This is a genomic window from Ignatzschineria sp. 22MB058224, assembly GCF_058188435.1.
Map to the genome: position 1 here is coordinate 1,592,283 of NZ_CP187366.1, position 13,743 is coordinate 1,606,025.

A 13,743-nucleotide genomic window follows, 5' to 3' on the forward strand; every position below is an offset into this window, starting at 1 on the left:
GCAGAACGCACTTTTGTGCAAAAGTGAAATTGTTCCGATTTTTTAAATACACAAGCCTATCAAAAATAATCATGCGATCGGTTCTCATACAACAATAATAATAAATAGACTGCGCATAGTGGTTTATCCCATACGATGAGTCATCCTATACACTTATAAAAAGACTCAAATCGACCATCATTCTATAGGAGGAATATAGTATGAAATTGAAAGCTGTTGAGCGTCCACCCCATGAAGAAGTGATTGTAGATATTATGGAAATGATTGAATCTGGCGTTTTTCTACCCGGAGAGATCTTACCCTCCATCGAGCAACTCTCAACAGAGCTCAACAAAGAGCTCAAAGATGTGACAGAGGCCGTTGAACTTCTTGTCGCTGAAAGTATTTTCCTTGATAAAGAAGGGCTACTCTTTTTAACCCACAGCGATAAAGATCTTATTTTAAGCCGCTTACGCTATCGCCTTTTAAATATTCACTCGGCCGATATTATCGAGCTTTTAGAAATTCGAGAAGGCTTAGAAACTCGCGCCTTTATTCTCGCAACAAAAAGGGCGACAAATCAGGATTTAGAAGCCATTGAAACGGCACTAATCGCGCTTGAAGAGCGGATTAAACTCCATAAAGCGGCAACAAAAGAGGATCTTCGTTTCCATTTAGCACTCGTGAAAGCAAGTCATAATAGTGCACTTGTGGATATTGTCGAAACGCTTTATCAACAGCTCTTTGAATCGATCTATGAGACGCGCACAACCATGCGTAAATTAAGCGATGTATCCCATTTTGTTGAAATTCATCGTGAACTTTATAATGCGCTTTTGCATAAAGATGCAGTAAAAGGTGTCACAATTTTGCAGCAGCATATTGAAGATACCATTTCACTGTATCAATCGGTTCCACAATAACCATTCTTTTGAAGAATTTGATCATCATAAAAAAGCGAATAGTGTAAAGATCTATTCGCTTTTTTCAACTCTCTATTGGGATAACTTCTCTCTTATCCACAATTTCTTAGGACAAGGTTATGGATAACTCTGCGCACGGCAGGATAATAACTTCTATCCTACTGATTTATCACCTGTACAGCCGCTTGATAAAAGAGACTAATCGCAAATCCAATAAAGAAGATTCCGGCAATCCCATCAATATAACCGCCGGCACGCTGATACATTGCTTTAAGCTTTGGCATTGAGAAGAGTAAAATAACAACACAAAACCAAAGAAATGTCTCAATTACTACTAATGAGAAGATCTCAACGCGCATTACATTGGAAATATGATCGCCGACAAAAATCACAAAGACGCTGCCAAAATAGATTAATGATTTAGGGTTCGAGAGATTGGTGAAGAGTCCTTTGAGAAAAAGATGCCAACGAGTACTGTTTTTGGAAGGTAGATCAATATCCACAACCCCTTCTTCTAAAGGATTATCAAGCATCTCTGCCATCGCTTGCTTCGGAGTCTTAATCTGTTTGTAGCCACTTTTAATTAGGAGAATTCCTAAATAAGTTAGATACATTGCCCCACCTGCAAAAAGAATCGTTTGAATCCAGGGGAATTTTTCCACAAGTACATGTAAACCCAACAATGCGACAATCGCCCAAACAGCAACCCCCATCGTAACACCTAGAACAGTCATCAATGCATCTTTACGCGAATGACTGACAGCGATTTGCGTCACTAAGAAAAAATCAGGCCCCGGTGTTACTAATGCCATAAAGTGAATCCCAGCGAGCGTGACTAATAACATTGTTGCTTCATACATAATAGACGTATTATCCCTCAATAATTATTTTAATTACTAACAAGTAGAATATTATCAATAAGTTGTAGATAAAATCACAAAAAAATACTGACATGTAGAATATCAGTATTTTTTATAGGATAGTGCAGAAAACTCAAAACGGTTTTATTCCGTTTTATTCATAAGGCTTTTATAAAAGCGGCTTTCCAATCATTCCCTCTAATATCTTTAAAGGCGATTGCGCAGGATTAACCATATCTTCGACATCCAGCTGATAAGTCTGTTCTAGCATAAATTGCCCACTCATTGCCGCATGTGGCGTTTGATCGGAGAAACAGATCCAAGTTGAACCCGGCATAAAATTGACATCCCATTGAATACCATTTTTTTGATAATCTTCATCTTCTTTCATCAGATCATGAAATTGCAGCATAATATGATCATAATGAGTTCGACGACTTTTAGTGATCTGTAACTTATCCAACAATGATGCACCTAAACTCGAATACGACTTGGTTTTAGGTAATAAACGATTGGCTAATTTCGGAAATGCTTCACCAACACGCCATTTACGAGGAATACCATTAGGATTAATATTATTAAAGATACGAATAATACGTTTACCATGAAGAGGACGCGATGGGAATGCATCCACATGTAGACGGCGGTCATCTTTACGGAATGAATGACTATCACTCCACTCATCAATCGCATTAAGTCGTAACGTATTCATTGGGCTATGAAGCTTGCCTTTGTACTCAGGAATAAGATCCGTTAATAGACGATAACTCGACTCAGCGTACCGTTTTAATAATCCTTTTAATGCCGCTTGTTGAGCATCTGATACATTATCAGCAACGCCGCGAATAGCATCTTTGTCCGCCTGATACATGATATTTTTACGCTTAGGACTAACTAAAGCAGGATCTAACAGGGCCGATTCTTCAGACGTTAAAATAAAAGGAAGTGATGGAAAATAGAGCACATCGCCTGCTTCGAGATGACGAACGATATTGTCGTGATCATTCTTTTCTGAACGCCACTCTGTAATTCCTAACTCTAAAATGGGTGCATCTTGTTGTGAGTTGACCGTTTCAGACATGTGAACCTCCTAAAATAGCGTCGATAGGTTAACGTTTGATTAAAAATCAGTTTTTTCCGTAACAATTGAATTTTAACTATTTGAAGTTAAATAAAAAATATTTAGTCACTAACTATCAATTGAACTCGTTTTCAATGGCAATATTCTACCATCAATTCTTATTTTGCGGGAATGGATTAGGACAAACTTGACCTAGCACCAGCGGCAAATGGCTACCGGTTGCACGTGGAACATTCCCCGCTTGCCCAAGTTTCGCCAAATAACCGAGTAACGCAAACGCAACAGCTTCTTTAGCATCACTAGAAATACCGATATCTTCATTCGTCAATACAGATATTTTGGGTAATTCTTCTTGTAAACATATCATCAGTGCAGAATTATAAGCACCACCGCCCCCGACAATAACCTCATCAACCTCAATAGTCGGAAAAATAAATTGACGATAACTCTCAGCCATCGAATACGCCGTAAAACGTGTTAACGTATGAATAATATCTTCCGGAGAATAGGACTGATATTGTAAAAGAAGCTGCTTAGTATAATCTTGTCCAAATAGTTCTCTACCAGTCGATTTGGGAGGTTTTTCCGATAGATATGGATGCGCTTTGAGCTCTGCTAAAAATTCTGGGATAACCGTTCCCTTACGCGCCACTTCCCCATTATCATCATATGACCTGTTGAATAGTAACTGCATAGCATCATTGATCATCATATTTCCCGGTCCCGTATCAAATGCCCATAGATCATCAATCGTACTGTTGCTCGGCAAAACCGTTACATTTCCGATTCCACCAATATTTTGTAATAATCGGTTTTTAGAAGCGTCACGATATAAAAACCACTCCGTCATTGGTACAAGTGGCGCACCATCTCCGCCAGCGGCAATATCCATCATCCTAAAATTAAAGTAAACATCAGTTTGATGTGTAAGCGCCATCATCGATGGGTCACCGATTTGCAAGGTTGAACGACAAAGCCCCTCTCTTTGCGCTTTTGTTTGTGGTAGATGGTAAATCGTTTGCCCATGGGAAGCGATAAAATCGAGCTCCCCAGTAAAGTCTTGAAAGCGAAGAGGTTCATGTTTTTTCAGCTCATTCACCTCATTCAACAGCACTGTAACACTTTCACTGTAAAGCTCCCCAAGTTCGCAATTTAATGAACAGATTTGCGAGACTTTCGCCGTATCATCATGACAAACTGCTTGCAGCCGCTCCTTTAAATCATTCGCTAAAGGTAATGAGATAAAATGTAAAAGCTCGCAAGTAATATTCTCCTCCGCACCATTAAGCACGACCAATGAAAGATCAACTCCATCTAGCGATGTACCAGTCATGATCCCAACTGCAAACTGTCGTGACATTATTCAATCCTTTTTACTGACTCATCGTTCTTTAAGAGCCGATGCACACTACCATTATACATTTGGAGAAGTCGCTCGGCCTCCGAAAAATCAACATCTAATAATTCCATTACAATGGCACTTTTCACATGATTATTCGCTGCCGTTAGAAGCTCCACGGCGCGCTCATATTCACAATCGGTGAAATAGATCACCATTTTACGCGCACGTTCAATCAGCTTTGCATTGGTTGCCCGAAGATCAACCATCTGATTTTGATAAACTTTACCCAATTTAATCATCGTACCAGTGGAAAGCATATTAAGGATCATCTTTTGAGCACTTCCTGACTTCATGCGTGTAGAACCAGTAATGACTTCCTCCCCCACAATCGCTTCAATTACGATATCGGCTCTTGCCGCCATTGGGCTCTCTGCTGTGCAGGTTAAGGCAATCGTTTTGCTTCCAATTCTTTTTGCATACTCAAGCCCTGCAATACAATAAGGTGTTCGCCCTGATGAGGCTATCGCACAGAGAATATCTCGCTGATTAAAATGAATTGATTTTAAATCCTCCACTGCAAACAAACAATTATCTTCCGCAGCTTCAACAGGATGCCGTAGAGCACGATCACCGCCGGCAATCAGAGCAATAATCTTCTCTTCCCCAACACCAAATGTTGGTAGACATTCCGAGGCATCTAAAACGCCTAAACGCCCAGAAGTCCCTGCGCCAATATAGACTAACCGACCACCATTATTGAGCGATACAACAATCGCATCAATACTCTTAGCAATAGCATTTGTTGCCGCTTCTACCGCATCTATAACTGAGCGATCTTCCTGATTAATCAATCTCACCATCTCAACAGTAGAGAGTTGATCAATATGCTTTGTACGAGGATTAACCTGTTCGGTACCAATATTCTCAAGAGATATTCGCTCACTTTTCATCAATATTATTCCACTATTTTCTAATCAACAATAGAGCTATCTTAACGGTTTTTCATAAAAACCGCTCAATTGGTAAGCAATAAAAAACCTTGCGAAAATAGTAATATACTTTCACTATGTTCGTAAGGTTTTATTTTATATAAGGATTATGAATTAATAATTCAAAAAGTGGAATGTACTTTCTTAGAATGTATAACGAACACCTAGATTCAATTCGTTTGCACGAAGTTTAGAAGTTGCTTTAACATTATTTTCTGAAGCATTAAATTTCACTTTACCATAATCAGTAAAACGGTAGCTCACATCTAATGCAAGATTTTTATCAATCTTGTAAGCTGTTCCTACTGAAGCATTCCAAGCAAAATTACCTTTGCTTTTTGACATTGAGAAACTTTCTTCAGCATCTGTATACCCAACACTATTTTTCAAGCGGGCATAACCAATACCAGCACCAATATAAGGTGTAAAGTTTGTACCTGTATTGAAATCATAATAGACATTTGCCATTAATGATTGAGACTTCATACTGTTTTTAAGTTCGACATGCTCATCACCATCAAAAAATGACTTATTCATTTTTTGCTTTCCATTTAAACCATACTCTAATTCAGCACGAAGAGTGTTTTCGCCCATTGGGAAGATTAAACCATAAGCCAGACGGATACCTGCAACGCTTTTATTCTCTTTAAATTTCTCAGAGTCTTTATGACTTTTCACCTTATAAGTACCGTAGCTCCATACACCTTTACCCGATACATATTGCTCAAAATCTTGCGCCATTGCTGATGATGCAAAACCCATGACTGAAACCATTGAAATAATAAGTAACTTTTTCATTTTGAAATCCTAATATTCATTCTCATTAAGAAGGAATGTTAGTTTACAATATAAATATTTTTAAATAGTAGTTTTTTTTGTTAAATATATGTGAATTTAAAGCTAAACCATTGAAATTTTTGGTCATTTAATTCTCAAAACTTACTAACTTTTTTATAACAAACAAAAAACCACTCATGAAGAGTGGTTTTTTGTTTGTTATGAAAAAATAACTAATATTGAGGGAAAGTATAACGAATACCAATGTTCAATTCATTACCTCTGAGCTTCACTTTTCCTTTCGGTACAAATCCTTCTTTATTAAAGGTATGTTCTACTTTTCCATAATCCGTGAAACGATAGCCAATATCCATTTTTAAATTTTCATTAAATGCATAACTAACACCAGCCCCCACATTCCAAGCGAAATTACCTTTGCTTTCAGAGCCATGATAGCTAGATGGAAACCCAACTAAATCTAAACTATTTTTTACTCGTGCATATCCAAGTCCTGCTCCAACATAAGGGGTCCAATTCGAACCTGTATTAAAGTCATAATAGAAATTTGCCATTAATGTTTGGGATTTTGTTTCGCTTTTATCACCATCCATCGTTATTTTTGCTTTCCCATTAAAACCATATTCTAGCTCTGTTCTAATTTGATTTTGACCAACAGGAAATGCAATACCATATGCTAAACGAAGACCCGCAACACTTTTACTCTCACTCTCTGAGCTTGATCCTTCAAATTTATTCGTCAAACGATTAAACACACCCTTACCAGCAACATATTGTTGAAAATCCTGAGCCATTGCAACTGATGAAAATGTCGCCATTACTGCTACTGTTAATAATAATTTTTTCATAAAAATCCTTAATATGAGAAAGAGATAATTAATACAAGTAATTGTATTAATTGTAATTTTACATTTATAAAAATAAAGAGTAAAGGATCGAATCGCTCACAAAAAAGCTTACCAATTTCTAATTGGTAAGCTTTGAAATATATTAGTTACTTTAAATTAGCAACGAATTAGAAAGAGTAACGAACCCCTAAGTTGAACTCGTTCGCACGTTGTTTCACTTTTCCTTCAGTTTGGTCTTCAAATTTATGTGTGACTTTCCCATAATCTGCAAAACGATAGCTTGCATCTAATGCTAGATTCTTATCGATTGCATAAGTTGTACCGACACTCACGTTCCAAGCGAAGTTACCTTTACTTTTTGATGTTAAATAACCATCATCTCCGGTCTGCCCAATCGTATTTTTCAAACGCGCATATCCAATCCCCGCTCCCACATAAGGAGTCCAGTTTGAACCTGTATTGAAATCAAAATAAGCATTAACCATTAATGTTTGTGATTTTGTATTACTATGGAATTTTGCAAAGCCATCACCTTCACGCCAAGAATCCTCATATTTCACTTTCCCATTGTAGCCATACTCTAATTCAGCACGAAGATTGTTATCTGCCATCGGCACAATCACACCATATGCTAGACGAATTCCGCCAACATTTTTATTTTCCTTAAAATGACCGTCTTCATCTTCAAACTTATTATTTACGTGCGCTAATACACCTTTAGCGGATACATATTGCTCAAAATCTTGAGCAGTTGCGATAGATGTGAATGAAGCAGCTGCAAGCGCTGAAACGATTAATAATTTTTTCATCTGATCTCCTATTAACTTTTAAGCACTATAAAGAATCAGTATTTTAACCTTTACGTAAATATTTTTAAAGATTATTATATTTTAATAATTTTACACTCTACTATTATTAATTTTTATTTCTACAATCAATGTCTTGTAATAATCATTAAGTATTGAATGATGGATAATTATCTTTAAAGATTTGATAATTTCTTCAATAATCTTCGCTTTTAATTCTCAATTCCAAGCTAACAACATATTAGAAAACATGCGAGGTTTTGTTTTTTAGCGCTACAAGCCCCCACTGACAACATAAGGCTAAGAAATAGAAAAAGGTAAAAACCCAATCCTTCGACTATGCAAGTGATATATCAATTCTATCCGCAAATTCAGAATGATAGTCTCTTTCTAACCTTACAAGAACCAAGCAATTATTTTGGAAATTACGGGCAACACCTTCAGCATTAATTATTTAATATTTATTAAAATAATTATCGACAGATAATTAATCTATTTTCGCCAATTACTAAAACCATTACCGATTTTATTTTTTGAGTACCTGATGCCATTCTTTACCTCCCTATAAATAATCATATAGGTTTTCTAGCCTATCATGTTCGTTTTTCGAGGCGAATAATGCGACTAATTATCGAAACAAAAGCTTACCGAAATTAAATATTTTAGTGATCTTAACCGCATGATCAAACAAAGTATGAATCGTGAAAACAGTTTCTCATTATTAAGACTGCTGATTTCACGATTTTTGATTGCTTAACGTAACGATGACCTCTTTCTACTTTTCCCAGAGAATATTTACAACTTACTATCCATGAATTTCACGGAAGGCATCAAAGGAAATATCAGGATAACGCTCTTGAGCAAGATGTAGATTTACACGAGTTGGTGCAATGTAGACATATTCGCCATGATGATCAACCGCTAAATTATCTTCTGCTTTACGTTTAAACTCATCAAACTTCTTCGGATCTTTTGAATGCACCCAGCGCGCAGTAGAGACATCCACGTGTTCAAAAATACAATCCACATTATATTCGAGCTTTAGACGATGAGCAACGACATCAAATTGTAGAATACCAACAGCGCCAATAATGAGATCATTATTACGAAGGGGTTTAAAGAGCTGTGTAGCCCCTTCTTCACAGAGCTGTTCAAGTCCACGCTCTAGATGCTTCATTTTCAGAGGGTCACGTAGACGTGCACGGCGGAATAATTCCGGTGCAAAATCAGGAATCCCTTTAAAGCTCAACTCTTCACCTTCGGTAAAAGTATCGCCGATACGAATTGTTCCATGATTATAAATACCGATAATATCACCTGCATAAGCCTCATCTAAATGCCCACGATCAGACGCCATAAAGGTTAAGGCTTCAGGAATACGAATATTTTTACCAATACGAACATGACGCGCTGTCATCCCTGGCTTGTATTGCCCCGAGCATACACGCATAAAGGCAATACGGTCACGATGACGTGGATCCATATTTGCTTGAATTTTAAAGATAAATCCAGTCAGAGGCTCTTCATCCGCCATCACATCACGAGTAAGCGTTGCTTGCTTTTTAGGGCACGGTGCAATCTCCACAAAACCATCGAGCATCTCTTGTACACCGAAGTTAGTAATTGCGGAACCAAAGTAGACCGGCGTCAAGCGACCTGCTAGATACTCTTCAAGATCAAATTCATGACTTGCGCCACGAACAAGTTCGACCTCTTCACGAAATGCATCTGCTCGTTCTTTTCCAAGCACGTCGTCAAGCTCTGAGCTATTTAACCCTTGAACAACGCGCCCTTTACTTTTTGTTCCGCGCTCAGTGGAATCATAGAGATGGATATAATCCTCTAGAATATGATAAACCCCTTTGAGATCACGCCCCATTCCAATCGGCCATGTTACCGGTGCACAATTGATTTTAAGCACATCTTCCACTTCATCAAGAAGATCAATAGGTTCTTTTCCATCGCGGTCAAGTTTATTGATAAAAGTAATAATCGGCGTATCTCGCAGGCGACAAACATTCATTAGTTTAATTGTCTGCTCTTCAACCCCATTCGCACAATCAATCATCATTAATGCTGAATCTACCGCAGTTAAAGTACGATAGGTATCTTCGGAAAAGTCCTGATGCCCAGGGGTATCAAGTAAGTTAATCATACAATCGCGATAAGGGAACTGCATCACAGAGGAAGTCACTGAGATTCCCCGTTGCTGTTCAAGTTCCATCCAGTCAGAAGTTGCGTGTCTCGCGGCTTTTCGGCCCTTAACTGAACCTGCGAGATTAATCGCTCCTCCAAATAAAAGGAGTTTTTCAGTCATTGTTGTCTTACCCGCATCGGGGTGAGCAATAATGGCAAATGTACGGCGGCGTGCAACTTCTTTCGCTAATTTACTCATGATCTCTTATATTTAAATTCTGCTATAAATCGGTGCCCGTATTGTACACGTTTTTTTAATCTAGGTCGTTTTTTCAAAGCTTTTCAATTGCTAAAAAGCCCATCTCTTGCTATAACGAAAAAAGAAATTATATTCTTCAACAGTAGAATGGAAACTTACTTATCACATATCGGAGATTCAAAAAATGTCTGAACATGAAACTGAATATCAACATATTCTTGTAGCAGTTGACCAATCACAAGATGCAGAAAAAGTTGGGCGCCAAGCCTTAGTGGTGGCAAAACGTAATCACGCAAAAATTACACTTCTCAATATTCTTGAAGGAATCAGTATTAGCGCAGGGTATGAATTAATGCCTATTATTCCTCAAGTATCTGATAGTGAAATTATTGCAGAAGCGAAAAAGACAATGCGTGAACTATCGATGAAGCTCGGCATTCCTGATGCAGATACTATGGTCATTTCAGCACTTTCAACCAAAGAAGGCATTTTACGCGCAGCTGAAGAATTAAAAGCGGATCTTCTTGTTATCGGTTCACATACGCGTTCAGGCTTAGGTGTTTTGCTAGGATCAACCTCTGGAGCAATCATTAACGATTCTCCTTGTGATATCCTAACGGTGAAGGTGTAATCCCTTTCTATCATTCAAAATCGGTGATGGCGTTTAAACATACTCAAAAGGTGCATTTGTAAATGCACCTTTTTTATCGATAGCTAAAAAATTATTTATAAATCAACTCGATACTATTTTGCTAAAAATTTATAAATACTACCGGCAACTTCTTCGGTAAATGCCTCCCATGAAGCATGTTCTTCTTGAAAGAAATTATATTGAATCAACGGTTCTAAAATTAAACCTGTATAAAGTGATACCAACGTTAATAAGGAGATTTGATTATCAATTTCTCCTGCTTCAATACCTTGCTCGAGCATTTTTTGCATCCAAAAATGGGGTTTCAGTGCATCATCAACTTGTGCCCAAAATTTATATTGCGACAATAATGCAAATTGAACGCTTGCCGGATCCGCATGATAGAGCGCATAAGTATAGCGTTGCATCGCTTGAAGCCGCTCAATCGTTGTCTTATTCGTATCTAAAGCAATTCGTTCGATCTCTTTGGTATATTTTTTTAAAATGAGGCTAAAGAGATAGAGTGCCATCTCCTCTTTGCTTTTAAAATGTTTATAGAGAGCAGCTTCTGATGTACCTGCCTCTTTTGAAATATCACGAACTGAAACAAGATCATAACCATGTTCCGCAAACAGTGTTAGCGCCGCAATAAGATAGCGGCTTTTACTACCCTCATTTGAAAAATCAAATTTCATACTTGCCTCAAAAAAGATAACGATCGTTAACGTTAAGTCTAGCAAATATCGAATGATTGATAAAGAATCTTTCTTTCTAGTCTTTCAGATAGATACAAAAAGTTAACGATTGATTACTTTTTTCTTGACATCTAAATAAAGAGACTTTAACCTACAAAAAGTTAACTATCGTTTACCAAAAATATTTATGACAAAATGGGCGATGGGAATTAAAAAATTTATTTTTAAAAAGGATTAATAAAGGCATGAGAAGCTTCTTGCGCATTCTCTTTAAACTCTTCTATCGCATTGAAGTATCTATTGCACCGGAGAGCCAAAACTGTGAGGGGATTATTATCTGTAATCACCAATCTTTTCTTGATGGTTTACTGCTAGGCGTCTATCTTCCACAGCGCCCACTCTTTGTTATTGATCGGGCCATAGCAAATCGTTGGTATTTTAAATATCTACTGAGGTTTGTTCCCCATTTAACTGTTGATCCGCGACATCCTATGGCGATTAAGACGTTATTACAGCATGTGCAAAAAGGAGAAAGTATCGCGATTTTCCCAGAAGGACGTATCACTGTAACAGGCACTTTTATGAAGTTTTACGAAGGCGCGGCTTTTATCGCCCAAAAGAGTGGTAAACCTCTTATTCCCGTCTATATCAATGGTGCGCAATTAAGTTATTTCAGCCGACTGAAAGGCATTATTAAACAACGCGCTTTTCCTAACATTACTCTTTCGGTAAAAGCTCCACAACATCTTGAAAATTTACCAAATACAGATAAATCAACACAATTAGATCGCTATGATCTTGCTACTAAAACTCAGGAAATTCTTATGAATACACGTCTTGATGCCTTTAATCCCACATCTATTTTTGCGAGCTTTGTTACTGCACGCAAAACCTTTGGTAAACGAACGATCTGTATCGAAGATATTCAACGTAGGCCCATGAGCTATGGCGATATTATTACTCATAGCCTCGTACTTTCACGTCTCTTTTCACGTTTTACAAAAGAGGCTGAACGCGTTGGGGTTATGCTTCCCAACACAATTGCCGCAGCAACAACGATATTGGGATTAAATGCCATTAATCGTGTTTGCGCAATGTTAAACTATACATCGGGCATCGAAGGCATTAAAGCTGCGATTACCGCTGCCGAACTCAAAACAATCATTACTTCACGCCGTTTTATTAAAGAAGCAAAGCTGCAATTTTTAATAGACGCATTCCCCGATATTCATTGGCGATTCTTAGAGGATCTCAAAACTGAAATGCGCTTAAAAGATAAACTCTGGGCTTTTTGGGTGCGACGATCACCGTTAAAATATCTTCCGAAAAATAGCGCCGACAATGAGGCGGTCATTATTTTTACCTCTGGGTCTGAAGGAACACCAAAAGGCGTTGTTCATACCAACCGCTCAATCTTAACAAATGTTGAACAACTTCATACTGTGGCAGATTTTTCTCCCAAAGACACCTTCATGGTAATGTTGCCACTGTTTCATGCTTTTGGATTTACGGTTGGTTTACTCACCTCAACGCTCTCTGGTGCAAAAGCCTTTTTATATCCATCTCCGCTTCACTACCGAATTATTCCAGAGATGATTTATGAAATTCGAGCGACGGTACTTTTTGGAACTTCAACATTCCTTCAAAACTATGCTCGTTACGCTAATCAATCCGATTTTGCATCGCTACGTTATGTTGTTGCCGGTGCCGAAAAACTCAATGACAATGTTAAAGCTACATGGCAGAAAAAATTTGGCATTCGTATCTTAGAAGGCTATGGCGCTTCTGAATGTGCACCGGTCATTTCGATCAATCTTCCTTCACTCTATAAAGAAGATAGCCTTGGAAAGTTATTGCCGGGGATGAAAGCAAAATTACTTCCCGTCGAGGGGATTGAGAAAGGCGGACGATTATTAGTGAAAGGAGACAATGTCATGAAAGGTTATCTATTTGTCGATCATCCTGGCGTAATCTCCACTGAAACACTTGATAATCATAAAGGTTGGTATGATACCGGCGATATTGTCGATATAGATAAAGCGGGATTCCTAACCATTGAAGGTCGCGTGAAGCGATTCGCTAAAATTGCCGGCGAAATGGTGTCACTTGAAACAGCAGAGCGAATCTTTCGTGAAACCTACCCTGACTACCAACATGCAGCAGTGATTCGAAAAGATCAAGCAAAAGGTGAAGCGATCGTGATGTTTTCAACAATTCCTTCAGATGTTGACCGTAAAGCCCTCTCTCAATCAGCACGAGAACTAGGCTTACCGGAAATAGCGATTAGTAAAGATACACGTTTCATCCCTGAGCTCCCTCGTTTGGGTACTGGAAAAATTAATTACCAAACACTCAATACACTCGTAGAAACAAGTAAATATGAGGAAAATGAGATTTAA

The 13,743-nt window shown here is 38.0% G+C and carries 12 protein-coding genes; 3 read left to right on the forward strand and 9 right to left on the reverse strand.

The window, feature by feature from the left end; translation table 11 throughout:
- Window positions 1–200: 200 nt before the first annotated feature.
- Window positions 201–902, forward strand: a complete 702-nt coding sequence (locus ACPF7B_RS06970; protein ID WP_490505102.1) for a FadR/GntR family transcriptional regulator — start codon at window positions 201–203, stop codon at window positions 900–902.
- A gap of 158 nt (window positions 903–1,060) precedes the next feature.
- On the opposite strand, the gene ACPF7B_RS06975 is transcribed toward ACPF7B_RS06970, so the two are convergent.
- From ACPF7B_RS06975 to ACPF7B_RS07010, 8 genes are all read right to left on the reverse strand, one after another.
- Entirely contained in the window at window positions 1,061–1,762 is a 702-nt protein-coding gene (locus ACPF7B_RS06975) for a LysE family transporter (RefSeq protein WP_490505103.1), read from the reverse strand.
- A 169-nt stretch (window positions 1,763–1,931) separates the two neighbouring features.
- Window positions 1,932–2,843, reverse strand: a complete 912-nt coding sequence (gene kdoO / locus ACPF7B_RS06980; protein WP_490505104.1) for a Kdo hydroxylase KdoO — start codon at window positions 2,841–2,843, stop codon at window positions 1,932–1,934.
- Window positions 2,844–2,994: 151 nt separating this feature from the next.
- Window positions 2,995–4,203 (reverse strand): anhydro-N-acetylmuramic acid kinase AnmK, encoded by a 1,209-nt coding sequence (gene anmK, locus ACPF7B_RS06985; protein ID WP_490505105.1) that lies wholly within the window; start codon window positions 4,201–4,203, stop codon window positions 2,995–2,997.
- Window positions 4,203–5,135, reverse strand: a complete 933-nt coding sequence (gene murQ / locus ACPF7B_RS06990) for an N-acetylmuramic acid 6-phosphate etherase (RefSeq protein WP_490505106.1) — start codon at window positions 5,133–5,135, stop codon at window positions 4,203–4,205. Before murQ ends, anmK begins: the two co-directional genes overlap by 1 nt.
- Before the next feature lie 183 nt (window positions 5,136–5,318).
- Entirely contained in the window at window positions 5,319–5,972 is a 654-nt protein-coding gene (locus ACPF7B_RS06995) for an outer membrane protein (RefSeq protein WP_490505107.1), read from the reverse strand.
- Window positions 5,973–6,184: 212 nt separating this feature from the next.
- Window positions 6,185–6,817, reverse strand: a complete 633-nt coding sequence (locus tag ACPF7B_RS07000; RefSeq protein ID WP_490505108.1) for an outer membrane protein — start codon at window positions 6,815–6,817, stop codon at window positions 6,185–6,187.
- Window positions 6,818–6,984: 167 nt separating this feature from the next.
- Window positions 6,985–7,626 (reverse strand): outer membrane protein, encoded by a 642-nt coding sequence (locus ACPF7B_RS07005; protein WP_490505109.1) that lies wholly within the window; start codon window positions 7,624–7,626, stop codon window positions 6,985–6,987.
- Between the two features lie 802 nt (window positions 7,627–8,428).
- The gene (locus ACPF7B_RS07010; RefSeq protein WP_490505110.1) at window positions 8,429–10,018 is read right to left on the reverse strand and encodes a peptide chain release factor 3; all 1,590 of its coding nucleotides are present in this window, start codon (window positions 10,016–10,018) and stop codon (window positions 8,429–8,431) included.
- 184 nt (window positions 10,019–10,202) lie between these two features.
- Between ACPF7B_RS07010 and ACPF7B_RS07015 the strand changes: the two genes are divergently transcribed.
- Window positions 10,203–10,649, forward strand: a complete 447-nt coding sequence (locus tag ACPF7B_RS07015; protein ID WP_490505111.1) for a universal stress protein — start codon at window positions 10,203–10,205, stop codon at window positions 10,647–10,649.
- Between the two features lie 113 nt (window positions 10,650–10,762).
- On the opposite strand, the gene ACPF7B_RS07020 is transcribed toward ACPF7B_RS07015, so the two are convergent.
- Window positions 10,763–11,344: a TetR/AcrR family transcriptional regulator gene (locus ACPF7B_RS07020; RefSeq protein WP_490505112.1), complete on the reverse strand. Its 582-nt coding sequence runs from the start codon at window positions 11,342–11,344 to the stop codon at window positions 10,763–10,765.
- 245 nt (window positions 11,345–11,589) lie between these two features.
- Here ACPF7B_RS07020 and aas point away from each other — a divergent pair, with 245 nt between their 5' ends.
- Complete coding sequence (gene aas / locus ACPF7B_RS07025) at window positions 11,590–13,743, forward strand: bifunctional acyl-ACP--phospholipid O-acyltransferase/long-chain-fatty-acid--ACP ligase (protein ID WP_490505113.1); 2,154 nt, start codon at window positions 11,590–11,592, stop codon at window positions 13,741–13,743.

Coding starts and splice junctions, on each gene's coding strand:
- ACPF7B_RS06975 (WP_490505103.1), bottom strand. CDS start 1,762: ATGTATGAAGCAACAATGTTATTAGTCACGCTCGCTGGGATTCACTTT.
- murQ (WP_490505106.1), bottom strand. CDS start 5,135: ATGAAAAGTGAGCGAATATCTCTTGAGAATATTGGTACCGAACAGGTT.
- anmK (WP_490505105.1), bottom strand. CDS start 4,203: ATGTCACGACAGTTTGCAGTTGGGATCATGACTGGTACATCGCTAGAT.
- ACPF7B_RS07000 (WP_490505108.1), bottom strand. CDS start 6,817: ATGAAAAAATTATTATTAACAGTAGCAGTAATGGCGACATTTTCATCA.
- ACPF7B_RS07010 (WP_490505110.1), bottom strand. CDS start 10,018: ATGAGTAAATTAGCGAAAGAAGTTGCACGCCGCCGTACATTTGCCATT.
- ACPF7B_RS07020 (WP_490505112.1), bottom strand. CDS start 11,344: ATGAAATTTGATTTTTCAAATGAGGGTAGTAAAAGCCGCTATCTTATT.
- ACPF7B_RS07015 (WP_490505111.1), top strand. CDS start 10,203: ATGTCTGAACATGAAACTGAATATCAACATATTCTTGTAGCAGTTGAC.
- ACPF7B_RS07005 (WP_490505109.1), bottom strand. CDS start 7,626: ATGAAAAAATTATTAATCGTTTCAGCGCTTGCAGCTGCTTCATTCACA.
- aas (WP_490505113.1), top strand. CDS start 11,590: ATGAGAAGCTTCTTGCGCATTCTCTTTAAACTCTTCTATCGCATTGAA.
- ACPF7B_RS06970 (WP_490505102.1), top strand. CDS start 201: ATGAAATTGAAAGCTGTTGAGCGTCCACCCCATGAAGAAGTGATTGTA.
- ACPF7B_RS06995 (WP_490505107.1), bottom strand. CDS start 5,972: ATGAAAAAGTTACTTATTATTTCAATGGTTTCAGTCATGGGTTTTGCA.
- kdoO (WP_490505104.1), bottom strand. CDS start 2,843: ATGTCTGAAACGGTCAACTCACAACAAGATGCACCCATTTTAGAGTTA.